Here is a 23,737-nt window from a genome sequence, read left to right on the forward strand (position 1 = left end):
TTGCCGTGGGGGGGGCGCGGGGGCCCCCCCCCCCGAAACACCCCGGCCCGCCCTGCCCCGGCCCACACCTCTCGCCCCCGCCTCCCCGGCCCCACCCCACCGCACCCGGTCGTACGGCGAGGTTCACCTTCCGTTCACTCTCCCCCGTCGGCCGATTCACCTGATCTGTCTAATTTCGGCCTTACACGGTGAACGGCACCCGCCGAAAACACCACCTCATCGCACGCCGCCGTAGAACAAACGGACCCACGGCGGCTCCTGGAAGGAACACCCGAAGTGAAGCTTCAGCGCAAGAACCGGCTCCGCGCCGCCGCGCTCGGCGCCATCGCCGTCTCCGGCGCCCTGGTCCTCACGGCGTGCGGTTCGGACGACAACAGCTCGACCGGTGGCAGCGGCGACAAGTCGTCCGCCGCTTCCAACTCCAACATCAAGTGCGACGGCGCCAAGAGCCAGCTCCGGGCGTCCGGTTCGAGCGCGCAGAAGAACGCGATGGACCTCTGGCAGAACGCGTACAACGCCGCCTGCAAGAGCGCCAACATCAACTACAAGTCCTCCTCCTCCGGCGAAGGCATCATCGCCTTCAACGGCGGCACGGTCGGTTTCGCCGGCTCCGACTCGGCGCTCAAGCCCGAAGAGGTCGCCGACTCGAAGAAGATCTGCAAGACCGGCCAGGGCATCAACCTCCCGATGGTCGGCGGCCCGATCGCGATCGGCTTCCACCTCGAGAACGTCGACAGCCTGACGCTGGACGCCCCGACGCTCGCCAAGATCTTCGACACGAAGATCAAGAAGTGGAACGACCCGGCGATCGCCAAGCTCAACGCGGGCGTCAAGCTGCCCGACCTGGCGATCCAGCCCTTCCACCGCTCCGAGGACTCCGGCACCACGCAGAACCTCGGCAAGTACCTGTCCGCCACGGCCCCCGACGCCTGGAAGTACGAGCCCGAGAAGAAGTGGCCGGCCCCCGGTGGCCAGGCCGCGTCCGGCTCCGCGGGTGTCGCCGCCCAGGTCAAGCAGACCAACGGCGCGATCGGCTACTTCGAGCTGAGCTACGCCTCCTCGCAGTCGATCTCCACCGTCAAGATCAACACGGGCGCCTCCGCCCCGGTCGAGGCGACCTCCGAGAACGCCTCCAAGGCGATTGCCGCCGCCAAGATCAAGGGCACCGGCAAGGACCTGGCGCTCGGCCTCGACTACACCACCAAGGCCGACGGCGCCTACCCGATCGTCCTGGTGACCTACGAGGTCGTCTGCGACACCGGCAACAAGGCCGACACCCTGGGCACGGTCAAGTCCTTCCTGACCTACACCGCGAGCGACGAGGGCCAGAAGGTCCTCTCGGGCGCCGGTTACGCCCCGATCCCGACCGAGATCAACGCCAAGGTCCGGGAGACCATCGCAGGCCTCTCCTAGGCCGACCGGCGGCGGCCGGTCCGCGACCACAGCAGACCGGCCGCCGCCACCATCCGGTGCACCGCCGCCAGGGGAGCCCGACAAGCTCCCCCACACAGACCGGAAAGACCATGGCTATATCCACCGAACCATCCCCGGCTCCGCCACTCCCCAGGAAGCGCGCCAAGCAGTCGACAGGCCGCGCGGGCGACAAGGTGTTCCTCGGCCTCTCCCGCGGCTCGGGCATCCTGCTCCTGGTGATCATGGCGTCGATCGCCGCCTTCCTCACCTACCGCTCCGTCCTCGCCATCTCCAAGGACGACACCAGCTTCCTCACCACCTTCGACTGGGACCCGGCCGCCGCCAAGCCCACCTTCGGCATCGCGGTCCTCCTGTTCGGCACGGTCGTGAGTTCGGTCATCGCGATGGTCATCGCGGTCCCCGTGGCCGTCGGCATCGCGCTCTTCATCTCCCACTACGCCCCGCGCAGGCTGGCCACGCCGGTCGCGTACGTGGTGGACCTCCTCGCCGCGGTGCCCTCGATCATCTACGGCATCTGGGGCGCGCTCTTCCTGGTCCCGTACCTGGAAGGCACCAACCTCTGGCTCGACCGGTACATGGGCTGGACGTACATCTTCGACAAGACCGAAGTGGGCGTCGCCCGCTCGATCTTCACCGTCGGCGTGCTGCTCGCGATCATGATCCTGCCGATCATCACCAGCGTCAGCCGCGAGGTCTTCCTCCAGGTCCCCCGGATCAACGAAGAGGCGGCCCTGGCGCTCGGCGCCACCCGCTGGGAGGTCATCCGCCTCTCGGTACTGCCCTTCGGCCGCTCGGGCGTGATCTCCGCCTCGATGCTGGGCCTGGGCCGCGCGCTCGGCGAGACGATGGCCGTCGCCACGGTCCTGTCGCCGAGCTTCCTGATCTCCGGCCATGTGCTGGACGCGGGCGGCGGCACCTTCGCGCAGAACATCGCGGCGAAGTTCGACGAGGCCAACCAGCTGGGCCGTGACGCGCTGATCGCCTCCGGCCTGGTCCTCTTCATCCTCACCCTGCTGGTCAACGGCGCGGCACGCATGATCATCGCCCGCCGCAAGGAGTACTCGGGGGCCAACGCATGAGCCACGCAGCAGTCCAGGACGCCGCGCCCATCCCGGCCGCCGCCCCCCACCAGACCCTCTCCAGCAAGCACCTCCCGCGCTGGTCCCCCGCCGGGATCGCCGTCCTGGCCATCGCGCTCGGCGCCGGCATCGGAGCGGTCGCGGGCTGGCACAGCAAGGTCCAGTGGGGCCTGATCGCAGCCCTGCTCTTCGTCGTCATCACGTACGCCGTCTCCACGGCCGTGGAAGGCAAGCGCCAGGCCAAGGACCGCATCGCGACCAGCCTCGTCTGGGTCTGCTTCGTCCTCGCGGTGATCCCGCTCGCCTCCCTCATCTGGGAGACGGTCAAGCGGGGCAGCAAGGTCCTCGACCTCAACTTCCTCAACCACTCGATGGCCGGGGTCGCCAGCTTCCAGCCGGGCGGCGGCGTCTACCACGCGCTCATCGGCACCCTGGAGCAGGTCGGCCTCGCCACCCTGATCTCGGTCCCGATCGGCCTGCTGACCGCCATCTACCTGGTGGAGTACGGCAAGGGCGCGCTCGCCAAGGCCGTGACGTTCTTCGTGGACGTCATGACGGGCATCCCGTCCATCGTCGCGGGCCTCTTCATCCTCACCATCGTGCTGATGCTGGGCCTGGAACCGGCCGGCTACCTCGGCTCGCTCGCGCTCGCCATCCTGATGATCCCGGTCGTGGTCCGCTCCACCGAGGAGATGCTCAAGCTCGTACCGAACGAGCTGCGCGAGGCCTCTCTCGCCCTCGGCATCCCAAAGTGGCGCACGATCCTCAAGGTCGTCCTCCCGACCGCGATCGGCGGAATCACCACCGGTGTGATGCTCGCCGTCGCCCGTGTCGCCGGTGAGACCGCGCCGATCATGCTGCTGGTGTTCGGCAGCCCGATGATCAACACCAACCCCTTCGAAGGCGCTCAGTCCTCCCTCCCCTTCTACATCTGGGACCAGTACCGGGTGGGCAGCGAGGCGAGTTACGACCGCGCCTGGGCCGCCGCCCTGGTCCTGATCGCCTTCGTCATGATCCTCAATCTGGTGGCCCGCGGCATAGCCCGCTGGAAGGCCCCGAAGACCGGCCGCTGAGGCCACAGGGAAGTGAATTGAAATGGCCAAGCGAATCGACGTATCGGGCCTGACCGCCTACTACAGCGCCCACAAGGCCATCGAGGACATCTCGATGACCGTGGAGCCCCGCTCGGTGACGGCCTTCATCGGCCCGTCGGGCTGCGGGAAGTCGACCTTCCTGCGCACCCTCAACCGCATGCACGAGGTCACCCCCGGCGGCCGCGTGGAGGGCAAGGTCCTCCTCGACGACGAGAACCTCTACAGCTCCTCGGTCGACCCGGTGACCGTACGCCGCACGGTGGGCATGGTCTTCCAGCGCCCGAACCCCTTCCCCACCATGTCGATCTTCGACAACGTCGCGGCGGGCCTGCGCCTGAACGGCAAGTACAAGAAGTCCGAGCTCAACGACGTCGTCGAGAAGTCCCTCAAGGGCGCCAACCTCTGGAACGAGGTCAAGGACCGCCTGAACAAGCCCGGCTCCGGCCTCTCCGGCGGCCAGCAGCAGCGTCTGTGCATCGCCCGCGCCATCGCGGTCGAGCCCCAGGTCCTCCTCATGGACGAGCCCTGCTCGGCGCTCGACCCGATCTCCACGCTCGCGATCGAGGACCTGATCGGGGAGCTCAAGGAGCGCTTCACGATCGTCATCGTCACGCACAACATGCAGCAGGCCGCCCGCGTCTCGGACCGCACGGCCTTCTTCAACCTCTCGGCGGTCGGCCAGCCCGGCCGGCTCATCGAGCTGGACGAGACCTCCCGGATCTTCTCCAACCCGTCCGTGCAGGCCACCGAGGACTACATCTCGGGCCGCTTCGGATAGCAGGACAGGAGAACCCAGACTTGCGGTGCTGCATGGCGGTGCCACCGCAAGGCAAAGGGCCCGTCCCCCTCACCGGGGGACGGGCCCATTTCCGTACAGCGCCTACGCGAACTAGAAGATCAGCTGCACCACGAAGTAGCTGCCCGCGGCCACCAGCGCCGCCGCCGGCATCGTGATGAACCAGCCCATCACGATGTTCTTGGCGACGCCCCAGCGCACGGCCTTCGTGCCCTTCGTCGCGCCCACACCCATGATCGCCGAGGTGATGACGTGGGTCGTCGAGATCGGCGCGTGGAAGAGGTACGAGGAGGCGAACATGATCGAGGCGCCCGTCGTCTCGGCGGCGAAGCCCTGCGGCGGGTCCAGCTCGATGATCTTGCGGCCGAGGGTGCGCATGATGCGCCAGCCGCCCGCGTACGTACCGAGCGAGAGCATCGCGGCGCAGGCGAGCTTGACCCAGATCGGGATCTCGTCGCCGTACGTCTCGTCGCCCGAGATGACCAGGGCCATCATCACGATGCCCATCGTCTTCTGGGCGTCCTGCAGACCGTGGCCGAGCGCCATGCCGGCGGCCGAGACGGTCTGCGCGATACGGAAGCCGCGCTTGGCCTTGTGCGGGTTGGACCTGCGGAACATCCAGAGGATGGCGACCATCACCAGATAACCGACGACCAGACCCACGATGGGCGAGGTCAGCATCGGAATGACGATCTTGTCCAGAACGCCCGACCAGTAGACGGTGGTCCCGCCCGCGAGAGCGGCCCCGACCATTCCGCCGAACAGGGCGTGCGAGGACGACGAGGGCAGCCCGAAGTACCAGGTGATGAGGTTCCAGATGATCGCGCCGACCAGCGCCGCGAAGAGGATTCCCATCCCCTTCTGGCCCGTGGGCGTGGCGATGATCCCCTCGCTGACGGTCTTGGCGACACCGCTGCCGAGGAAGGCACCGGCCAGGTTCATCACCGCGGCCATCGCCAGCGCCGCGCGGGGCGTGAGCGCCCGCGTGGAGACCGACGTGGCGATGGCGTTCGCGGAGTCGTGGAAGCCGTTCGTGTACGTGAATCCGAGCGCGACACCGATGGTCACGATCAGGGAGAAGGTGTCCACCGGGTTCAGGACTCCTTGACCACGATGGTCTCCACCGTGTTCGCGACGTGCTCGAACGCGTCGGCCGCCTCTTCGAGTACGTCCACGACCTGCTTCAGCTTCAGGACCTCCATGGCGTCGTACTTGCCGTTGAAGAGCTGGGCCAGGAGCTTGCGGTGGATCTGGTCGGCCTGGTTCTCCAGGCGGTTGACCTCGATCCAGTACTCGGTGAGGTTGTCCAGGGTCCGCAGGTTCGGCATGGCCTCGGCGGTCAGCACTGCTGCCCGCGCGAGGACCTCGACCTGCTGCTCGACACCCTTGGGCAGCTCTTCGATGTTGTAGAGGACGACGAGGTCGACGGCCTCCTCCATGAAGTCCATGATGTCGTCGAGCTGCGAGGCCAGGTTGTAGATGTCCTCGCGGTCGAACGGCGTGATGAAGGAGGAGTTGAGCTGGTGGAAGACGGCGTGGGTGGCATCGTCCCCCGCGTGCTCCGCTGCCCTCATCCGCTCCGCGATCTCGACCCGGGCGGATGCGTCCGCACCGAGCAGTTCCATGAGGAGCTTGGAGCCCGTGACAATGTTGTCCGCGGATGCGGCGAACATGTCGTAGAAGCTCGTCTCCCGGGGGGTCAGACGAAAGCGCACGTGGGGTCCTCAGGGTGCTCTGGATTCGGTCAGGCTGATGCTAGGCGCATCATCCGGCCACGGCTAACCGGCGAGCACCCAGTGTCGCCCATGAGGCACAGTGATCAGCACGGGGGACCGGTATCATATACCCATGAGGGGTATGTACCCCTTTTGACCAGCGGGAGGAAGCCATGACGGCCACCGAGGCGACAGAATCCAGCGGTCCTGTGACACCTCACGACGTGGGCGTACACGGCTACCACCACCAGAAGGACGAGCACCTCAAGCGGCTGCGCCGGATCGAAGGCCAGATCAGGGGCCTGCAGCGGCTGGTCGACGAGGACGTCTACTGCATCGACATACTCACCCAGGTCTCGGCGTCCACCAAGGCCCTCCAGTCCTTCGCGCTCCAACTCCTGGAGGAGCACCTGCGCCACTGCGTGGCCGATGCCGCGGTCAAGGGCGGCGAGGAAATCGACGCGAAGGTCGAGGAAGCGACCAAGGCGATCGCCAGACTGCTGCGTACGTGAGAAACGGTGGCTCCGGCCGGGCCGGGCGCGGCGTGGACCGGGCGGCGCCCCACCTCACTCCTCCGCTAGCCCTCGGCTTCGGCCGAGACCCGCTTCAGCACCTCGTCGATACGGTCCGCGCTGAGCCGTTCCTCGACGGCGCATGCCGCCGCGATCATCAACTCACCGCACAGCTCGATCTCGGCGAGGGCCACGTGCTCCTGGACGCTCATGGTGCTCAACCCCGGCACGTGCATCACCTCTCTCTGCCGTCGTCGGCTTCCCAGCGTAGGGATTCGAATACGCCCCGCGCATGGCACGGACGGACCATTTCCGACTGACCCTCAGCGGATCTTTCCAGCGTAGATGTCGCCCGCGGCAGGGAGTTTGACGGCCACCGGCACCCCGAATCCGGACAGCACGGTGGTGGAGGCCACCTCGACGGTCCGGCCGGCGTTGACGAAGCTGAACCGGTGGCGCACCTTGCGCAGCCGCCCCTGTTCGTCGAGGTACGCGTCGAAGGGCACGTCCCGTCGGGCGAACCCTTTCGCCGCGGCGGTGACACCGCGGTAGTGCCGTACGCGAACCCCGTCCAGCTCTTCCCCGCCGACGTAACCCACCCTGCGCGCCCCGCGCAGCAGTTCGGCGGCGACCAGCGGGTCGGTGGCACCGCCCGTCACCAGATTCCCGTCGGACAGCGTCCTGGTGTCCACCCGCACCCACTTGTCGGCGGGCACCCCCGCGCCCCGGTTCTTCATGTACAGCGCGCTGGGCGCGAGGAGTTCGGTGATGGGCCGGTGCTCCTGCGCGCCCGCCGCGTCCTGGGGAAGGACGACCCTGAGCATCCCCATCCGCTTGCGGAAGTCGTACGCCCCGGTGCCCCTGATGGTCACGCGCGTCCCGCCGGACGCCATCTCCATGGAGGTCCTGGCCTTCGCGCTCCCGGCCCGTACGAGCGCGGCGGCAGCCCCTTGCACGGCTCCCGCGTCCCGCTGGTCGTCCGCGGCGGCACCCGCACTCGGCGAACACCCGCCGACCCCCGCCAGCACCACGGCAACAGCGGCGCCGCACGCCCCGCTCCGACTCCCGTACCGCCGCACCACCATCGCCCGCCAACCCTCAACGCCCGGCCACCACTTGTCAGACCCCACCCGTCCCGCATAACGACGGCCATGGCCACCCGTCACGCCCCCGCGCCGCGCCTGTTTCTCCACGCACCCCTCGCACCGCTCGGCCCCGAGGGGCCTCACAGGCTTCGGCGTGCTGCGCCGGACTCCGCCCGCCGACGTGCCCACCGCCCAACACCCACCGCGGAACCCCCGGTACCGTGACACGCGCGACTGTTTCCTCACGCACCCCTCGCACCGCTCGGCCCCGAGGGGCCTCACAGGCTTCGGCGTACTGCGCCGGACTCCGTCCGCCGACGTGGCCACCGCCCAACACCCACCGCGGAACCCCCGGTACCGTGACACGCGTGTCTCTGCCAGTCCCCCCACATCCGCACCGGACCACCACCACCGAACGCGGCTCGTTCTGCACGGCCCGCTGCACCTGCGGATGGACGGGCCCGGCCCGCCGCAGCCGCGACAGAGCAAGAACAGACGCAACGGAACACACCGCCGCACACAGCCCCGATCCGGCCTGACCCCGAATCGGGGCCCGGGGTGCAACCCCGCCCGCGGCGGAGCCGCAAAGTGTCACAGTGGGAAGGGTCGGGTCAGGGGAAGAACCCCCGGGAGGTCACCACATGCGCCGCCGCACCCTGCTAGCCACCACCCCCGCCCTGGCCGCAGCCGCCTGCACCAGCGGCTCGGACACCACCCCCACCGCGCCCCGGTCCACCCCGCCCCCCAAGCCCAGCCCCACCCCGAGCAGAGCCCCCACCTGGGATTCCCTGGCGCGTGGCCTCCAGGGCAAGCTGGTCCGCCCCGGCGACTCCACCTACGCCACCGCCCGACAGCTCTACAACACCCGCTTCGACGACCAGAAGCCCACCGCCGTCGCCTACGTCGCAGGCGACGACGACATCCGCGCATGCCTCGCCTTCGCCCGCGCCCACCACACCCCGGTCTCCATCCGCAGCGGCGGACACTCCTACGCCGGCTGGTCATCGGGCACGGGCCGCCTGGTCATCGACGTGTCCAAGCTGAACCACATCGACGCCTCCACCGGCACCATCGGCGCAGGCGCCCGCCTCATCGACATCTACGACACCCTCGCCGCCACCGGCCGCACGATCCCCGGCGGCTCCTGCCCGACCGTCGCCATCTCGGGCCTCACCCTCGGCGGCGGCCACGGGGTCGCCTCGCGTGCGTACGGACTGACCTGCGACAGCCTCACCTCGGCCACCCTCATCACCGCCGACGGCAAGCGACTCACCGCCAACTCCGCCACGAACAAGGACCTCTTCTGGGCCCTGCGCGGTGCGGGAAACGGCAACTTCGGCGTGGTCACGTCCCTCACCTTCCGCACCCACCCGGCCCCGCAGAGCGTAAGCGCCTATCTCTCCTGGCCCTGGTCGAAGGCGGCCGCGGTGATCGCGGCCTGGCAGGAGTGGGGCCCCGACCAGCCCGACGAGATCTGGTCGTCCGCACACCTGGAGGCGGCCGCCGGCGGCCGCAACCCCGCCGTCTCCGTGGCCGCGTTCTCGCTCGGCAGCTACTCCGACCTGCAGAACGCCCTCGACCGCCTGGCCGACAAGGCGGGTTCACCGGCCTCCTCCGTATCGCTGCGCCGCCGCAGCTACAAGGAGGCGATGCTCGTGTACGCGGGCTGCGCGAGCCTCTCCGAAGACCAGTGCCACCTCGCCGGCGCCACCCCGGGCCGTACCGCCCAGGGCGCCCTGCAGCGCGAGACGTACTCCGCCGCCTCCGACTTCTACGACCGCTCGATCCCGGCGTCCGGCATCTCCGCGCTCCTCGCCCGCTCCGAGGCCTTCGCCGCCCAGTCCGCGGGCGCCGGTTCCGTCGCGCTGACCGCGCTCGGGGGCGCGATCAACCGCGTCGACCCGTCCGCGACGGCGTTCGTCCACCGCCGCTCGCGGTTCCTGGCGCAGTACATCGCCTCGTGGCGCGCGGGCAGTTCGGGCTCCGCCCAGCAGAACTGGCTGAAAGAAACCCACACCCGCATGCGCCCGTACGCATCCGGTGCCGCCTACCAGAACTACACGGACCCCACCCTGACCGACTGGCGCACGGCCTATTTCGGCGACGCGGGAACGCGCCTGGCAGCGCTCAAGAAGCAGTACGACCCACAGAAGACCTTCAACTACCCGCAGTCCCTCTGACGTTCGGCGAGCCTCAGGCCGCCAGATCCCGGTGGTCGGACCCCGAACCCGACCCCGGCCGCGGCTCGGGAATCGGCACCGCGGCCACCGCCACGACCCGCCGCGACTGCACCAGCCACCCCAGCAGCTCCGACCGCGACACCGCCCGTACGACCGGCGTCAGCAGCATCCCGGCCAGCGGCGCGAGCAGCAGCGTCACCGCCGTGCCGAGCGCGAAGCCGCCGATGACGTCGGTCGGATAGTGCACGCCCATGAAGACCCGGCAGAAGCCCTCGGCCACCGCGAGCCCCAGGGCGATCAGCCCGAACTTCCGGTGCGTGACGAACAGTCCGGCCCCGAGCGCCATGGCCAGCGTGGCGTGGTCGCTCACGAACGAGAAGTCGGTCTTGCCGCTCACCAGGACGTCGAGCCCCGTGTGCTCGACGAACGGACGCGGCCGCTCCACGAACCCGCGGATCGGAATGTTCACCAGTACGGCGATGCCGGCCGCCAGCGGCGCCCACACGAGCGCGGCGACCGCGGACACCGCACCTTCCCTGTCCGCCTGGCGCCTGACGGACCACCAGCACCACAGCGCGACCAGGACCAGCGCGAGCAGGATCCCGTACTCGCCGACGAACTCCATCGCACGGTCGACCCACCCGGGGGCGTCCTTGGCCAGCCCGTTGATGTCGTAGAGCAGGCTGACATCGGGGTTCGACCCATCCATCGCGAGTCCAGCCATGTGCTGCGGCCCCTTGCCTTGTCTCTACGCCGTACTGCGCTGTACCGCGGCTTCCTCACCAACCCCCGTTGGTCAGTCTCCAACGCTCCGTGTCCAGGGAACGCCCCGAACAGCCACGCCGTTCCACTCTCCACCGAACGATCACGATGACGTTACCGAAGAGTGACTCATCGTCGCAGCTCAGGGCCAGACCGTAACGGAGAGTTCAAGCCACGTCACAGCCCCGTCCACGCTTCCGCCTCCTACCCGACGGCCTGCGCCCCGTCCTTCGTCACGCGCGTCGCGCCGAAGTAGTCCGGAGAGTCGATCTTGTCGAAGCGGATCACGGCGCCCGTGTACGGAGCGTCGATCATGTACCCGCCCCCCACATAGAGCCCCACGTGGTGAATGGCGCGCGAGTCCCCGAGATCGTCCGAGAAGAACACCAGGTCGCCGGGGAGCAGTTGGTCCCTGGACGGGTGCTGCCCCGCGTTGTACTGGTCGTTGGCGACGCGCGGCAGCTCGATCCCCACGCTCTGGTACGCGGCCTTCGTCAGCCCGGAGCAGTCGAAGCGCCCGCCCTGGTCCGCGGTCCCGTTCCCGCCCCACAGATAGGGCGTCCCGAGCTTCTGCTGCGCGTAGTAGATGGCCGCGGCGGCCTGCCGCGACGGATCGACGCGCCCCACCGGCCTGGCGAAGCTCTTCTCCAGACTCCGGATGATCTTGACGTAGTTCTGCGTCTCCTTGTACGGCGGCACGCCCCCGTACTTGATGACGGCGTACGCCCCCGCGTTGTAGGACGCCAGCATGTTGTCGCTCTGGTCGCCCGGCACCTTCTTCACGTAGCTCGCCAGCTCGCAGTCGTACGAGGCCGCCGACGGAATGGCGTCCGCCGGATCCCAGATGTCCTTCTTCCCGTCCCCGTTCCCGTCGATCCCGTGCGTGGCCCAGGTCCCGGGGATGAATTGCGCTATGCCCCGCGCATCGGCGGGCGACTTCGCATCGGACCGCCAGCCGCTCTCCTGGTACAACTGCGCGGCCAGCAGAGCCGGGTTGATCGCCGGGCAGAGATTGCCCCACTTCTGCACCAGCGGCTGGTACAGCGTGGGCACTGCCCCCTTGGCCAGCCCGACCGAGCCCTTCGCCCCGCCGCCGGCCATCCCCGCCGCCGCGGAGTACGTACCGACGACGAGCAGCGCGACGAAGGCAAGGAACAGCCCGATCCCGGCCCCGCCGACCACCCAGACTTTGCGCATCCCTCAACCCTCCCCCATGAGCGCCGGGTTCACCGGCCACTTCACCCGGAAGCTTCAGCGGGTCGACCGCGGCGGCCCGACGGTCACAATCGGAATCGGAAATACCGTCAATTCCTGTAGCTCATGGGTCAGAAGAGTCAAGAGCGCCCCATTGAGCCACCACGAAAAGGTAACAGAACCGAATATTCCAGTGAATCATTCCGGACGCTTGTGCGACATCTTTGCGCGCTTGATCAGTGACTACACCTCGCCGCGCTCTGGTCCAGGCCTGTTGTCTCAACTGGATCTGTCGAGACCTCCGGCGATCTCCCTAATCTCTTCGGCGGAAGCGATCACGGACAGCCGATCAGCGGCCGTCCGCCGACGTTGGGAATGCTGTGAAGAGACAGAAGTTCTGGACACTGGCCGCCCTCCCCCTCCTCGCCGCCGGCGCCACGCTGACGATGGCCCCGTCTGCCAGCGCATCAGCCACCGATGCCGCGGCGTGTACACACCCCGCCTGGTCGAACAAGGACGCGGGATCGGGCTACATCTCCGGGAGCTCCGCCCCGCTCCGCACCGGCCCGAACGAGGGCTGCCCCACCACGGCGACGATCTACGGCGCAAAGCTCTACTACCACTGCTACGTGGTGAACTCCGCCGGAAACACCTGGACCCACGCCCGTATCGACGGGACCCAGATCAACGGCTGGATATACGACGGCAACCTCAACGACAACGGGGCCACCAAGCCCTGCTGACGCGCTGAAACCATTCCGCTCTCCACGCAATGCCCAAAGGGCACCGCGTGGAGAGCGGATTTCGTTGTTCCGAGGACGCCCCGATCAGGCCTTCGCGTACTCCCAGCCACCGCAGCCCCAGGGCGAGCCGTCCGTGCCGTCCTGCAGGCAGGCCCGGATCTGCAGCGTCTGCCCCTCGGCCATCGAGAGATTCCACTTGCCGGAGGAGGCGTAGCCGCCGCCCCAGTAGTAGGAGTGCGTGGAGCTGGAGGAGGAGTAGCGCCACTGGGCGGCGACACCGTGCCCGTCCTTGGCGTAGTCCACCGCGTAGAGAACCTCGCCGTACGCGTGGAACTCGGTCTGCGCGTCCCCGACGCCGAACGGATCGGTGGAGGCGTAGTAGACGCTGTCGTCGGCTGCCTGGGCAGGGGCGGCACTGATGGCGGCGACGGAGACCCCGGCGGCGACGGTGGCGAGTACGGACATGAGCCGACGGCTTGACTTGCGCACAGTGAGATTCCCTCTCCTCGAACAACCTGTCGACCCGAACCTACCGACGGATCAAGGGAGTTGAAAGCGAATACCACCAGACCCTTCAGACACTTTCCGCCCCCTGAGTCCCATCAGCCCCTCGCGTCTCCCGCACCCGCCGGGCCATCACCGCGCACCTATCCAGCCACCCCGGCCGGTAATCGACCACCGTCGGTGACCGCGGGCTCTCGCCGGAAAACGGCACGTCCACCGCCTCTTCCTGCGACAGCGCCAAGGTGAATAACGCCAATCATTGCCCGGCGTCACCCCCCGTGATACACAGAGTGACCATACGTGTTCCCGCATACATCCGGTCGGCGTCGCAGGTCAGAGCCGTCTTCCCGGACATACGTGCGGGGATGCGGGTAAAGAGAGCCGCCGGGCGACACACGGGGGCGGTTTCATCAGCGAAGATAGGGCGTGCCCATGCCGTGGAGCATGGGCGGCGAACTACCCGACAGGGGCGGTGACTTGAACATGTACCTGGCAGCCGATAAAGGCGACATCACTACCATCATCGGCGGAATCGCCCCCAACTGGGGGCCGTTCGGGAGCCTGGGCAACGAGGCGCGGATCATGGTGGAGGTGGTGATGGCCGTCGCCATCCTGCTCTGCCTCGGTATCGCGATCTGGGGCGCGGCAAAGCAACGCATCGGAGCGACAGCACTCCGCGACACCTTCAGCGCCGAGCAGGGCAAAGGCCTGATCGTCGCCGGTCTCACCGGAGTCTTCATCATCGGATCACTCGGCACCCTCTTCACCATCGTCTACGGGATGGCCGTCTAACCCCCCGTCAGTGCACGACCTACCGTCGTAACGCAGCAACACAGCGAAGGGTTGAGGGGGCGTACGCGTCATGAGTCTCGGCGACGAGCGCGAGCACGGCTACGACAGCGTCGGCGGCGCGGGCCAGACCCGCACCCGCCTGCCGGAAGGCGAGGGCTCCAGGCCCCCTGCTGCCCGGATGTCGCGCTCGGTCGTCACGGTCGTGGGCGTGGTGGTGCTGCTCATCGCGGCTATCGCTTTCGCGAACCGGGGCGGCGGCGAGGACGACTCCCCTTCCGGTACGGACAAGAAGGCGGGCGCGAACCCGACGGCGGCGACCGGCTCCAAGCCGGTGACCGGCAAGAACGGACCGATCCCTTCCGGGTACGCGAAGAGCGACCAGGGCGCACAGTCCGCGGCGACCAACTACGCCGTGGCCCTGGGCTCCGACGGCATGTTCCGCACCGACTCGCGCCACCAGATCGTGGACACCGTGTACGCACCGGACGTGGCCGCCACCAACCAGGGCGCGCTCGACAAGGTGTATTCCGGCGAGAAGTTCCTCACCAGCATCGGCCTGAAGGCCGATGGCAGCGCACCCAGCGGCATGACCTTCATCTCCCGCACCAACCCGGTGGGATCCAAGACGGAGAAGTTCGACGGCGACACCGCCAGCGTCTCGGTCTGGTACTCCACGCTGTTCGGGCTGGCCGGCGAAGGCTCCACCAATCCGGTCGCCGAGAGCTGGTACACGAACACCTTCGCCCTGAAGTGGGTCGACGACGACTGGAAGGTCACGGGCGTCACGCAGAAGGACGGACCCACGCCGGTCGGGCGCGACCAGGCCGCGTCCAGCGCCAAGGACATGTCCGACGCAGTCCACCAGTTCGGAGGGTTCACCTATGCCCGGTAAGAGCACACGCCGTGGCCTCTCGCTGGCCGCCGCGGTGACCTCCGTACAGACGGCTGCCGTCCTCCTTGCGAGCCGCGCCTCCGCCGCGCCCACACCGACGCCCACCCCCGGCGCGAGCAACAACGCGTGCGACCTGATCCGCGGCGAGGCCAAGTCCTACTGCCAGGGCGACGGCGGCGCCAAGGCCACCCCCGGCTCCGGCGGCTCCGTGGCCGACAACACCGACCCCCTCTCCTCCCTGGCAAGGGGCTGCGCCGACGCCGCCGCCTGGATCGTCACCAAGCTCTCCGACGCCGTGAAGAACACCGCCAACGTGGACTTCACCAACGCCGCCTTCCTCCGCCAGTACGCCGTCGTCTTCGCGGCCTCCACCGTGCTGACCCTGGTCCTCTGGCTCCTCGCCGTGGCCAAGCGCGCCATCCGCGGCGTCCCCCTCGCCACCGCCCTCTCCGAGGCGATCGGCTTCCTCTGGCTGACCGTGATCGCCTCGGCCTTCACGCCGCTCATCCTCTACACGATCGTCTCCGCCACCGACAGCGTCACCGAGGTCATCTCCACCGCCACCGGCGGCCAGACCGACGTCTTCTTCGGCTCGTTCTCCGAGGCGCTCAAGAAGGGCACGGACATCGGCGGCGGCCCGATCATGCTGATCGTGGTCTCCCTGGTGTCGATCCTCGCGGCCGGCATCCTCTGGCTCGAACTGGTCATCAGAGCAGCCCTCCTCTACGTGGGTGCCCTCCTCGGCACGGCCGTCTACGCAGGCCTCGTCGACAAGAACATGTGGGGCCACGTCCGCCGCTGGGCGGGCATCATGATCGCCGTCATCATGGTCAAACCGGTGATCGTCGTCGTGCTCGGCCTCGCCGGCGCACTCTCCGGCGACAAGGGCCCGGACTCCTTCTCGGCCGTCGTCTCCGGCCTCGCGATCATCCTCCTGGCCATCTTCGCCAGCGCCATGATCTACCGCTTCGTCCCCGGCTTCGGCGACGAGATCGCCTCGGCCCGTACGACCCGTTCCAAGGCCACCGACGGCGCCCAGGCGGCCGCGGTCATCTCCTCCCCCGCCGCCCTCGTCTCCCAGGGCATCAAGACGCACTCCTCGCGCGGCAACGGTGGCGGCGGCAACAACAAGCCCGACAGCGGCAGCGGAGCACGCCCCGCCAACCCCGTCTCCGGCGGCATCTCGGCGCACAGCAGCCGAGGCGGCGGAGGCCCCAACAACTCCGGTGGCGGGGGAGGCGGCGGATCTGTCCCCTCCGCCGCACCCCCGCCCCGTAGCAACAACCCGACCAGCGGCACCCCGCACGGCAACCGCAAGAGCACAGGAGGTGGAGGGCGTTGACTTCCCAGTCCCAGCAGATCGCGCCCCGCCGCACGTATCTGATCGGCCGGGCACGCCCGTCGGCGATCGTCGGCAAGAACCGCGAGACCGGCGAGATCGCACTGATCATCGCGGGCGCGTTCGTCGGCATGATGTGCGGCCTGATCGTCCAGGTCCTGCTTCTCCGCATCCTCCTTCTGATGGGCTTCCCGCTCCTGGCCCTGGCAGCCGTCTACGTCCCGTTCAAGCACCGCACCTTCTACAAATGGTTTGAAATCAACCGCAGTTACCGCCGCAGCCTCCGCCGCGGCACCGCCTACCGCGCGCCCACCATGGAGGCAGGCGTACGCGCCGACGGCCGCGAGGTCGAGATCGGCCCGCCCCCCGGCATCGGCCGCATCCACTGGCTGGCCGCGCCCTTCGGCCCCGACGAGATCGCGGTCCTGCTCCACGCCGACCGCCGCACGGTCACCGCGGCGATCGAGATCGAAGGCCCGGGAGTCGGCCTCCGCGACTCCGAGGACCAGGAAGCCCTGGTCGACCGCTTCGGCACGCTCCTCAAGCACGTCGCGAACGGCGACGGCTTCGTCACCCGCCTCCAGATGCTCGCCCGTACGCTGCCGGCCGACCCGGACGCGCACGCCAAGGACGTCGCCCAGCGCGGCGACACCCGCTCCCCCGGCTGGCTCCAGGACTCGTACGACCAACTCCAGTCGATGGTCTCGACCTCCAGCGAGCAGCACCGCGCGTACCTCGTCGCGTGCATGCACTACACCCGTGAACTCGCGGGCGAGGCGGCCGCGATGGCCCGCGCGGCCCGCCCCGCCGCAGGCCGCAAGCTGGACAAGGACGCGGGTCTGGCGGTCGTCATGGCGCGCGAGCTCACCGACATCTGCGCGCGCCTCGCGGAAGCCGACATCCGCGTACGACAGCCGCTCGGCCAGGGCCGTCTCGCCTCGCTCGTCCACTCGATGTACGACCCGGACCACCCCATCGACCACATCCAGGCGATGACCAAGCGCAACGCCTGGCCGGCCGAGCTGGACGCGATGGAGCCCACCTACCTCCAGGCGAAGACCCGCGAGTCCTCCACCCGCGCGCCCTGGTGCCACTCCACGGCCTGGGTCAAGGAGTGGCCGATGACCCCGGTGGGCGTCAACTTCCTTGCCCCGCTGCTGGTCCACACCCCGGACGTGATCCGTACGGTCGCGGTCTGCATGGACCTGGAGCCCACCGAGATCGCCATCGAGCGCATGCTCACGGAGAAGACGAACGACGAGGCGGAGGCGTCCCGCGCCGCCAAGATGAACCGCACGGTGGACCCCCGCGACATCGCGGCCCACGGCCGCCTCGACCAACGGGGCGAGGACCTGGCCAGCGGAGCAGCGGGAGTGAACCTGGTCGGCTACATCACGGTCTCCTCCCGCTCCCCCGAAGCGCTCGCCCGCGACAAGCGCACCATCCGCGCCTCGGCGGGCAAGTCGTACCTCAAGCTGGAGTGGTGCGACCGCGAGCACCACCGGGCGTTCGTCAACACCTTGCCGTTCGCGACCGGCATCCGACGATAGGGGCAGTGCCGCCATGCGAGACCCACTGTCCGCCGCCACAGACGCCTTCACCGGCTTCCTCTTCGGCAAGGTGGAGACGACCCGCCTGCCCGTACGCACCTCGACCGGCCAGGCCCAGGCGGTCTACCTGCCCACCGCCGCACCGGGCCTGGGCGACTCCGGCGTGATCATCGGCCGCGAGGTCTACTCCGGCAAGGGCTACATCTACGACCCCTTCCAGCTGTACGGCCAGCAGCTGCCCGCCCCCCACTGGCTGGTCCTGGGCGAGTCGGGCAACGGCAAGTCGGCCCTGGAGAAGACCTACGTCCTGCGCCAACTCCGCTTCAAGGACCGCCAAGTAGTAGTCCTGGACGCACAGGGCGAGGACGGCGTCGGCGAGTGGAACCTCATCGCGCAGGAGCTGGGAATAACTCCCATCCGCCTGGACCCGATGACCGCCATGGACGGCGGCATCCGCCTCAACCCCCTCGACCCCGCGATCACGACCACAGGCCAGCTCGCCCTCCTCCGTACGATCATCGAGGTGGCGATGGGCCACGGCCTGGACGAACGCTCCGGCTTCGCCCTCAAGGTCGCCCACGCGTACGTCAACGAGACGATCGTCGAACGCCAGCCGATCCTCACCGACATCGTCGAGCAACTCCGCCACCCCGAACCGGAGTCGGCGGAAGCGATGAACGTCGACATAGAGGACGTACGGGAGTGGGGCCTGGACGTCGCCCTGGTCCTGGACCGCCTGGTCGACGGCGACCTGCGCGGCATGTTCGACGGCCCGACGACGGTCGGCATCGACCTCGATGCCCCCCTGATCGTCTTCGACCTGTCCCACATCGACCGCAACTCCATCGCGATGCCGATCCTGATGGCGATCGTCGGCGTATGGCTGGAACACACCTGGATCCGCCCGGACCGGAGAAAGCGCATCTTCCTGGTCGAGGAAGCCTGGCACATCATCAACAGCCCCTTCGTGGCCCAGCTCTTCCAGCGCCTGCTGAAGTTCGGCCGGCGCCTGGGCCTGTCCTTCGTGGCGGTGGTCCACCACCTCTCCGACGTGGTGGACGGCGCGGCGGCCCGCGAGGCGGCGGCGATCCTCAAGATGGCGTCCACGCGCACGATCTACGCACAGAAGGCGGACGAGGCGAGAGCCACGGGCCGCGTCCTTGGCCTGCCCCGCTGGGCGGTGGAGATCATCCCCACCCTCACCCCGGGCATCGCGGTCTGGGATGTGAACGGCAACGTCCAGGTGGTCAAACACCTCATCACCGAAGCCGAACGCCCCCTGTGCTTCACGGACCGCGCGATGACCGAGTCCTCCACTCCCGAGGCGGACGACGCACTCGCAGCCCAGCTGGAGTGGGAGGCGGAGGAGCGGGCGGCGCGCATGGAGCAACAACTGAAACTGAACGACTCCCCAGAATCCACGGTGGCCTGACGTGGCGCCCCGCACCCCCGACACACCCCAACGGGGCGTCCCCGACGCCCTGTTGGTGGGCGTACTGGCATTCCTCCTGGGCCTGACCATCCTCACCTGGCTGGCAACGGGCCTGGCAGGCTTCTTCGCCCACGGCGCGTGGCCCACAGGCGTAACGTTCACCCGCACGCCCCTGGCCCTGCGCGAACTGGTCCAGTCCCCCCACGACCTGCCGGCGGCCTGGCCCGAGACGCAACCCTCCCAGCTCTCCGGCTACGGCCTCTTCTGGGGCCTGCTGATCGGCGAGTTCATGGTCCTGACGGTCCTGACGATCTTCATCCTGGGCACGGTCACCCGATGGCGAGCGCTCCGCAGAACGCGCAAGCAAGAGGCCGCAGCGGACCCCCGGATCCCCACCCAGCACGCCTCGCGACCCCCAAGCGGCAAAGAGACAAAAGGCCTCCGGACCCCCCCACCACCAACAGCCCAAGACCCCACGCCCCACGGGACACCCCAGCGCCCGGAGGCCGAGCAGGCCACGGCCCGTCGGACACCCCAACACCCGGAGGGCGCGGACACCACGGACCGCTGGACACACCAGCACCCGAACGGCGAGCCATCCACCGGCCGTCGGACACCCCAACACCCGGAGAGCGCGGAAACCACGGACCGCTGGGCACGCCAGCAGCCGAACGGCGAGCCATCCACGGGCCGCTGGAATCATCAGCCACCGGACGGCGCGGACGCCACGGACAATTGGGCACGCCAGTCGCCGAACGGCGAGGATGTGACTACCCGTTGGGCACCCCAGCCAAAGAACGGCGAGGATGCACCGGGCCGTTGGGGATCCCAGTCACAGAACGGCGAGGATGCAACGGACCGTTGGGAACTCCAGTCGCCGGAAGGCGAGACGGCGACGGGCCCCTGGAACCCCCAGTCGGCCAGCGGCGAAGCCGCGAGGCCGATCCCGGCACCGGCCGCGAGCCCGCAGCCGCCGATGGCGCCCGGCCCCCCACCGGGAGACCCGCACCTTCCTCACCCACCCGCACGGGTGGAGCGGGTGGGTAACCAGCCCGGCCGCCAGGCCGGGCCCACCCCCCACACACCCGCACCGGCACTCGCCCCCACACAGAGCCCCGCCCTCACCCCCGGAACCCCCATCTTCGCCCCCGCCGCAACACGCAAAAACCTCAGCCTCCAGGCGATCCAGGACGCAGAAGGCCCAGCCCTGGTGGTCACCTCGGACCCCACCCTCTGGTCGGAGACCAAGGACGCCCGAGCCAAACTCGGCCCCGTGCTCGTCTACGACCCCGGCCACCTCTGCGACACCCCGGCCCGCCTCCACTGGTCCCCGACCACCGGCTGCGAGGACCCCGACATCGCCGCGGCCCGGGCCATCGCCCTCCTCGCCCCCGTACGCCCCCAGGCCCGCATCGACGCCACGATGGCCGAGACAGCCGAAACGCTCCTCCGCAGCTGGCTGCACGCAGCAGCCGTGGCCAACAGCCCCTTCAAGCAGGTCCACCGCTGGGCGCACGCCACGAAGAACAACAGCACCCACGAACCGGTCCGCATCCTCCGTACGCACCCCAAGGCGAGCAGCGGCGCAGCCGGCCTCCTCGAATCCGCGCTCACCGCCCACCCCGAGCGCCGGGAAATCGCCCAACAGCTCACAATCCGGGCTCTTTCCGCCCTCTCCTCGATCCACATCAGAGAAACCTGCACTCCAAATCGAGCAGATTCCCTCGTACTGGAATCATTTATCGACGAGGGGGGCACCCTCTACGTGGTGGGTGAAGCAATCGAAGACCCCAGATCGCACCCCGGTGCGATGCCCTTGCTCACCGCTCTCACCGCAAGCGTGGTCGAGCACGGCCGCCGCCTGGCCGCACGGTCAGCAGACGGTCGGCTCGACCCACCAATGTCGCTCGTCCTCGACGACGTCGCGGCCGTGGCTCCCCTTCCCCGGCTTCCGGAGCTGCTGTCGAACGGCCAGGACCAGGGCCTCAACCCCCTGGTCCTGTTGCGTTCCCGGGAACAGCAGCGCTCCCGCTGGCCGGAGCTCAACACCCCTACCGCGTAAGCACCATCTCGACCTCGAGGTCACCCTCGACGTCGGTGGGCACGGTCAGTCCCGAAGCGACGAACCCGTACCGCCCGTACGCCCCGGCGGCCCGCGCATTGCGCTCGTGCACAAACAGCCGCATCCGCTCGAGCCGCGGCTCCTCATGCTCCCAGGCCCACTCCACGGCAGCCTCGATGAGCGCCTGGATCAGCCCGTTCCCCCGGTGCTCGGCCCGTACGAAAACTCCGACGAGATGCCCCTGAGCCACAGGAATCGGCTCCCCGAAGATCCCCGTCCCACCGGCCGGCTCCACGAGCACGGTGACGGACCCGGCCCACTCCCCGTCCGGCGCCTCGGCAACGAACTGCAGAGCGTCGCCCCCCAGCCGGTGCGACCCCTGGGCCCGCGCCTGCCAGAAGGAGTCAGGCTGAGCGGAGGCCTGCTCAAGGGTCTCCAGAAAGGCGATGGGCGCCGCAGGGTCGCTCACGGCAGCCAGCCGCAGCTCCTTGACCTTGCGCCATTCATCGGCGCGTATCGCGCGTATGACGTGTTCCATGTCCGGATCCTAAAGCCCCCGCGCCCCCAGGGTTCAGCCTTATCGGCCCAGGGGAGGGAACCCCACAGGAAGCCACGAAGCCGGGGGAGACCACCATGCCGCTGGGCCAGAGAGCACACGCGCAACCTCAACCGCACCAGCCGCCCCAGCCCGAGCCATCGGCGATGGCCGACCTCATCGGCTTCCTCGACGACACGGACGAAGGCCGCTGGTCGACGCTGATCGTCGGCGAGGACCAGTCCGACAAGTTCACGCAGATCACACACGACCTCAACCACGAGCCCTCCCCCACCGGCGACGGCAAACGCTTCGCCTCCGGCTCCTCCTACTGGGGCGTCGAATCGACGATGGCCTGGATCCAGGCATGCACCGACCTCTATTACCCGGTGATGCGCCAGTCCATCTCCTCCTTCCAGCAGCGCCTGGCGGAGGTCTCGGACGCCCTGGGCACCCAGCCGTACCACTACGTCAGCCTGGGCACCGGCACGGGCGAGAAGGACAACGCCGTCTTACGCCGCCTCAGCCGCGGCCGCCCCCCGCACCCGGTGCGCTTCATACCGGTCGACATCAGCGCGGAGATGCTCCGCCACGGCGCCCGGACCGCCCTGCGCGAGACGAAGGTACGCAGACGGGACACGATCCCCGTCCAGATGGACTTCTCCACCCCGCGCGCCCTCAAGGCCCTGCGCCACATAGCCGACCGCATCACCGGCGACACCCCGGTCGTCTACTCGCTCCTGGGCAATACCCTCGCCAACTTCGATGACGACCTCAGCCGCCTCACCGCCATGGCCACCGAACTCCTGCGCCCCCAGGACCGGTTCCTCCTCGAAGTCGCCACGACGGACCGCATCGACCAGCGCACCGCACTGCGCGCGGCCTTCGAGTACCAGAACAGCCCACGCTTCCACGAGTTCGTGACGAGCGCGATCATGCACTACACCGACCTCCAGATACACAACCGCTCGGTGGAGTACCAGGGCGAGGTCGACGACGAACGCGCCCTCAAGATCAAAATCCTCTACCGCAACAACACGGGCCAGGTCCTGCGCCCCATGCTCCCCAACCGCACCACGTTCGACTTCCCCGACGGTGACACGATCCGCCTGCTCACCACGCGGAAGTACGCACCGCAGCCCCTCGCCGACCTCATCACCCAGGCCGGCCTCACCGAAATCGCCCACTGCGCGTACGAGCCGGACGACGACGGCGACACCTCCGCCGACCGCGCCCACTTCGGCCTGCGCCTGGCGCTCCTCAAGGCAACGGACCCGCACCACACGGCCACGGGCCCTGGCACCGTCCCCAACCCCTTCGCCTGAGACAGGACCCCCGTGCCCCTCCTCAGCCGCCGCGCCCGGACGACCCGCTCCCTGTACGCCTTCGCCACCTTCGCCTCGCTCAGCGCCGCCCTGACGGTGAGCGTTCTCTGGGCGGTCTCCACCTCCCCGAAGATGCCCTGGGAACCGGTCATCCAGAGCCTGGCCCTGGTAGCAGCGATATCCGGAGTCTTCGCGGAACGCCGGGCAGCCGCCCGCGAACGCGAACACCAGCTCCTCACCGCCCTGCGGGACGAGAACCTCGTCAACCAGACGTACTGGGAAAGCGACTTCCTCCCCCAGCAGGAGATGCGCCACCGCGTCTACCCGCGCCTGAACCACACCGCCACGGACGCCGCCCTCGCCTCCGGCCTGCTCTCCGGAGCGCGGTACAGCGCCCTGCACCCGGCTCTCCTGCACTGGCGGGCTTCGGCCGGCGAGATGAACCGCCGCTTCGACCTGGCCGAGATCCGCAGCTTCGTACGCGAGACCCCGGAAGCGGAACTGGAGGCCTGGCACCAGGCCCTCCACGCAAGCGGCGGCCGCCTGCACCAGACCAAGGAATCCCTGGACGAAGTAAGAAGCCTGGTAGAAGAATTGCTCACCTGACGAATACCCCCGGAACGCAGAAAACCCCCGCACCAAAGGTGCGGGGGTTCCCCATAAAATAAGTTCGGCGGCGTCCTACTCTCCCACAGGGTCCCCCCTGCAGTAC

24 protein-coding genes are annotated in these 23,737 nt (G+C 68.8%); 16 read left to right on the forward strand and 8 right to left on the reverse strand.

Going from position 1 to position 23,737, the window contains the following annotated elements; all coding sequences use genetic code 11:
• The first annotated feature begins 276 nt into the window (after positions 1-276).
• The 4 genes from pstS to pstB all read left to right on the forward strand — a co-directional run bounded on the left by pstS (position 277) and on the right by pstB (position 4,385).
• A complete protein-coding gene (pstS, locus tag AB0H78_RS38240) occupies positions 277-1,413 on the forward strand; it encodes a phosphate ABC transporter substrate-binding protein PstS (RefSeq protein WP_363239449.1) in 1,137 nt (378 codons plus the stop codon).
• A 110-nt stretch (positions 1,414-1,523) separates the two neighbouring features.
• A complete protein-coding gene (pstC, locus tag AB0H78_RS38245) occupies positions 1,524-2,513 on the forward strand; it encodes a phosphate ABC transporter permease subunit PstC (RefSeq protein WP_363239450.1) in 990 nt (329 codons plus the stop codon).
• Positions 2,510-3,586: a phosphate ABC transporter permease PstA gene (gene pstA / locus AB0H78_RS38250; RefSeq protein WP_363239451.1), complete on the forward strand. Its 1,077-nt coding sequence runs from the start codon at positions 2,510-2,512 to the stop codon at positions 3,584-3,586. Before pstC ends, pstA begins: the two co-directional genes overlap by 4 nt.
• Positions 3,587-3,608: 22 nt before the next feature.
• The gene (pstB, locus tag AB0H78_RS38255; RefSeq protein ID WP_363239452.1) at positions 3,609-4,385 is read left to right on the forward strand and encodes a phosphate ABC transporter ATP-binding protein PstB; all 777 of its coding nucleotides are present in this window, start codon (positions 3,609-3,611) and stop codon (positions 4,383-4,385) included.
• Positions 4,386-4,496: 111 nt separating this feature from the next.
• Here the strand turns inward: pstB and AB0H78_RS38260 are convergent, their stop codons facing one another.
• The gene (locus tag AB0H78_RS38260; protein ID WP_363239453.1) at positions 4,497-5,492 is read right to left on the reverse strand and encodes an inorganic phosphate transporter; all 996 of its coding nucleotides are present in this window, start codon (positions 5,490-5,492) and stop codon (positions 4,497-4,499) included.
• Between the two features lie 5 nt (positions 5,493-5,497).
• Entirely contained in the window at positions 5,498-6,118 is a 621-nt protein-coding gene (locus AB0H78_RS38265) for a DUF47 family protein (protein WP_363239454.1), read from the reverse strand.
• A gap of 173 nt (positions 6,119-6,291) precedes the next feature.
• Here AB0H78_RS38265 and AB0H78_RS38270 point away from each other — a divergent pair, with 173 nt between their 5' ends.
• The gene (locus AB0H78_RS38270; protein WP_363239455.1) at positions 6,292-6,630 is read left to right on the forward strand and encodes a metal-sensitive transcriptional regulator; all 339 of its coding nucleotides are present in this window, start codon (positions 6,292-6,294) and stop codon (positions 6,628-6,630) included.
• A 65-nt stretch (positions 6,631-6,695) separates the two neighbouring features.
• On the opposite strand, the gene AB0H78_RS38275 is transcribed toward AB0H78_RS38270, so the two are convergent.
• A complete protein-coding gene (locus AB0H78_RS38275; protein ID WP_363239456.1) occupies positions 6,696-6,842 on the reverse strand; it encodes a hypothetical protein in 147 nt (48 codons plus the stop codon).
• Positions 6,843-6,953: 111 nt separating this feature from the next.
• Positions 6,954-7,715 carry a hypothetical protein gene (locus AB0H78_RS38280; protein WP_363239471.1) on the reverse strand — a complete coding sequence of 254 codons (762 nt, stop codon included), beginning with the start codon at positions 7,713-7,715 and terminating at the stop codon, positions 6,954-6,956.
• 359 nt (positions 7,716-8,074) lie between these two features.
• Here AB0H78_RS38280 and AB0H78_RS38285 point away from each other — a divergent pair, with 359 nt between their 5' ends.
• Positions 8,075-8,254, forward strand: a complete 180-nt coding sequence (locus AB0H78_RS38285; RefSeq protein ID WP_363239457.1) for a hypothetical protein — start codon at positions 8,075-8,077, stop codon at positions 8,252-8,254.
• 102 nt (positions 8,255-8,356) lie between these two features.
• Positions 8,357-9,895 carry an FAD-binding oxidoreductase gene (locus AB0H78_RS38290; protein ID WP_363239458.1) on the forward strand — a complete coding sequence of 513 codons (1,539 nt, stop codon included), beginning with the start codon at positions 8,357-8,359 and terminating at the stop codon, positions 9,893-9,895.
• 13 nt (positions 9,896-9,908) lie between these two features.
• On the opposite strand, the gene AB0H78_RS38295 is transcribed toward AB0H78_RS38290, so the two are convergent.
• The gene (locus AB0H78_RS38295; RefSeq protein ID WP_363239459.1) at positions 9,909-10,619 is read right to left on the reverse strand and encodes a phosphatase PAP2 family protein; all 711 of its coding nucleotides are present in this window, start codon (positions 10,617-10,619) and stop codon (positions 9,909-9,911) included.
• Positions 10,620-10,861: 242 nt separating this feature from the next.
• Positions 10,862-11,854 carry a bifunctional lytic transglycosylase/C40 family peptidase gene (locus tag AB0H78_RS38300; RefSeq protein WP_363239460.1) on the reverse strand — a complete coding sequence of 331 codons (993 nt, stop codon included), beginning with the start codon at positions 11,852-11,854 and terminating at the stop codon, positions 10,862-10,864.
• Positions 11,855-12,231: 377 nt separating this feature from the next.
• On the opposite strand from AB0H78_RS38300, the gene AB0H78_RS38305 reads away from it, so the two are divergent.
• Entirely contained in the window at positions 12,232-12,594 is a 363-nt protein-coding gene (locus AB0H78_RS38305; RefSeq protein WP_363239461.1) for an SH3 domain-containing protein, read from the forward strand.
• Between the two features lie 84 nt (positions 12,595-12,678).
• Here the strand turns inward: AB0H78_RS38305 and AB0H78_RS38310 are convergent, their stop codons facing one another.
• The gene (locus tag AB0H78_RS38310) at positions 12,679-13,083 is read right to left on the reverse strand and encodes a hypothetical protein (RefSeq protein ID WP_363239462.1); all 405 of its coding nucleotides are present in this window, start codon (positions 13,081-13,083) and stop codon (positions 12,679-12,681) included.
• Between the two features lie 498 nt (positions 13,084-13,581).
• Between AB0H78_RS38310 and AB0H78_RS38315 the strand changes: the two genes are divergently transcribed.
• The 6 genes from AB0H78_RS38315 (at position 13,582) to AB0H78_RS38340 (ending at position 21,165) form a co-directional block, all read left to right on the forward strand.
• A complete protein-coding gene (locus tag AB0H78_RS38315) occupies positions 13,582-13,890 on the forward strand; it encodes a hypothetical protein (protein WP_206965911.1) in 309 nt (102 codons plus the stop codon).
• A 70-nt stretch (positions 13,891-13,960) separates the two neighbouring features.
• Complete coding sequence (locus tag AB0H78_RS38320) at positions 13,961-14,782, forward strand: hypothetical protein (protein ID WP_363239463.1); 822 nt, start codon at positions 13,961-13,963, stop codon at positions 14,780-14,782.
• Positions 14,772-16,124, forward strand: a complete 1,353-nt coding sequence (locus tag AB0H78_RS38325) for a hypothetical protein (protein ID WP_363239464.1) — start codon at positions 14,772-14,774, stop codon at positions 16,122-16,124. Before AB0H78_RS38320 ends, AB0H78_RS38325 begins: the two co-directional genes overlap by 11 nt.
• Positions 16,121-17,671: an SCO6880 family protein gene (locus AB0H78_RS38330; protein WP_363239465.1), complete on the forward strand. Its 1,551-nt coding sequence runs from the start codon at positions 16,121-16,123 to the stop codon at positions 17,669-17,671. Before AB0H78_RS38325 ends, AB0H78_RS38330 begins: the two co-directional genes overlap by 4 nt.
• 13 nt (positions 17,672-17,684) lie before the next feature.
• On the forward strand, positions 17,685-19,103 hold the full coding sequence (locus tag AB0H78_RS38335; RefSeq protein WP_363239466.1) for an ATP-binding protein: 1,419 nt from the start codon (positions 17,685-17,687) through the stop codon (positions 19,101-19,103).
• 1 nt (position 19,104) lies between these two features.
• Entirely contained in the window at positions 19,105-21,165 is a 2,061-nt protein-coding gene (locus AB0H78_RS38340) for a hypothetical protein (protein WP_363239467.1), read from the forward strand.
• On the opposite strand, the gene AB0H78_RS38345 is transcribed toward AB0H78_RS38340, so the two are convergent.
• On the reverse strand, positions 21,155-21,703 hold the full coding sequence (locus tag AB0H78_RS38345) for a GNAT family N-acetyltransferase (protein ID WP_363239468.1): 549 nt from the start codon (positions 21,701-21,703) through the stop codon (positions 21,155-21,157). The two genes, AB0H78_RS38340 and AB0H78_RS38345, sit on opposite strands and share 11 nt — an antisense overlap.
• Before the next feature lie 164 nt (positions 21,704-21,867).
• Here AB0H78_RS38345 and AB0H78_RS38350 point away from each other — a divergent pair, with 164 nt between their 5' ends.
• The gene (locus tag AB0H78_RS38350; protein ID WP_363239469.1) at positions 21,868-23,025 is read left to right on the forward strand and encodes an L-histidine N(alpha)-methyltransferase; all 1,158 of its coding nucleotides are present in this window, start codon (positions 21,868-21,870) and stop codon (positions 23,023-23,025) included.
• A 12-nt stretch (positions 23,026-23,037) separates the two neighbouring features.
• Positions 23,038-23,631 carry a hypothetical protein gene (locus AB0H78_RS38355; RefSeq protein ID WP_363239470.1) on the forward strand — a complete coding sequence of 198 codons (594 nt, stop codon included), beginning with the start codon at positions 23,038-23,040 and terminating at the stop codon, positions 23,629-23,631.
• Positions 23,632-23,737 lie beyond the last annotated feature (106 nt).

It is taken from the genome of Streptomyces sp. NPDC050738 (assembly GCF_040654175.1).
Lineage (GTDB): Bacteria > Actinomycetota > Actinomycetes > Streptomycetales > Streptomycetaceae > Streptomyces.

Excerpts from the sequence above, each read along its gene's own strand:
- pstC (WP_363239450.1), top strand. The coding sequence starts at position 1,524 with ATGGCTATATCCACCGAACCATCCCCGGCTCCGCCACTCCCCAGGAAG.
- pstA (WP_363239451.1), top strand. The coding sequence starts at position 2,510 with ATGAGCCACGCAGCAGTCCAGGACGCCGCGCCCATCCCGGCCGCCGCC.
- pstB (WP_363239452.1), top strand. The coding sequence starts at position 3,609 with ATGGCCAAGCGAATCGACGTATCGGGCCTGACCGCCTACTACAGCGCC.
- AB0H78_RS38270 (WP_363239455.1), top strand. The coding sequence starts at position 6,292 with ATGACGGCCACCGAGGCGACAGAATCCAGCGGTCCTGTGACACCTCAC.
- AB0H78_RS38275 (WP_363239456.1), bottom strand. The coding sequence starts at position 6,842 with ATGAGCGTCCAGGAGCACGTGGCCCTCGCCGAGATCGAGCTGTGCGGT.
- AB0H78_RS38280 (WP_363239471.1), bottom strand. The coding sequence starts at position 7,715 with ATGGTGGTGCGGCGGTACGGGAGTCGGAGCGGGGCGTGCGGCGCCGCT.
- AB0H78_RS38290 (WP_363239458.1), top strand. The coding sequence starts at position 8,357 with ATGCGCCGCCGCACCCTGCTAGCCACCACCCCCGCCCTGGCCGCAGCC.
- AB0H78_RS38295 (WP_363239459.1), bottom strand. The coding sequence starts at position 10,619 with ATGGCTGGACTCGCGATGGATGGGTCGAACCCCGATGTCAGCCTGCTC.
- AB0H78_RS38300 (WP_363239460.1), bottom strand. The coding sequence starts at position 11,854 with ATGCGCAAAGTCTGGGTGGTCGGCGGGGCCGGGATCGGGCTGTTCCTT.
- AB0H78_RS38315 (WP_206965911.1), top strand. The coding sequence starts at position 13,582 with ATGTACCTGGCAGCCGATAAAGGCGACATCACTACCATCATCGGCGGA.
- AB0H78_RS38320 (WP_363239463.1), top strand. The coding sequence starts at position 13,961 with ATGAGTCTCGGCGACGAGCGCGAGCACGGCTACGACAGCGTCGGCGGC.
- AB0H78_RS38325 (WP_363239464.1), top strand. The coding sequence starts at position 14,772 with ATGCCCGGTAAGAGCACACGCCGTGGCCTCTCGCTGGCCGCCGCGGTG.
- AB0H78_RS38335 (WP_363239466.1), top strand. The coding sequence starts at position 17,685 with ATGCGAGACCCACTGTCCGCCGCCACAGACGCCTTCACCGGCTTCCTC.
- AB0H78_RS38345 (WP_363239468.1), bottom strand. The coding sequence starts at position 21,703 with ATGGAACACGTCATACGCGCGATACGCGCCGATGAATGGCGCAAGGTC.
- AB0H78_RS38350 (WP_363239469.1), top strand. The coding sequence starts at position 21,868 with ATGGCCGACCTCATCGGCTTCCTCGACGACACGGACGAAGGCCGCTGG.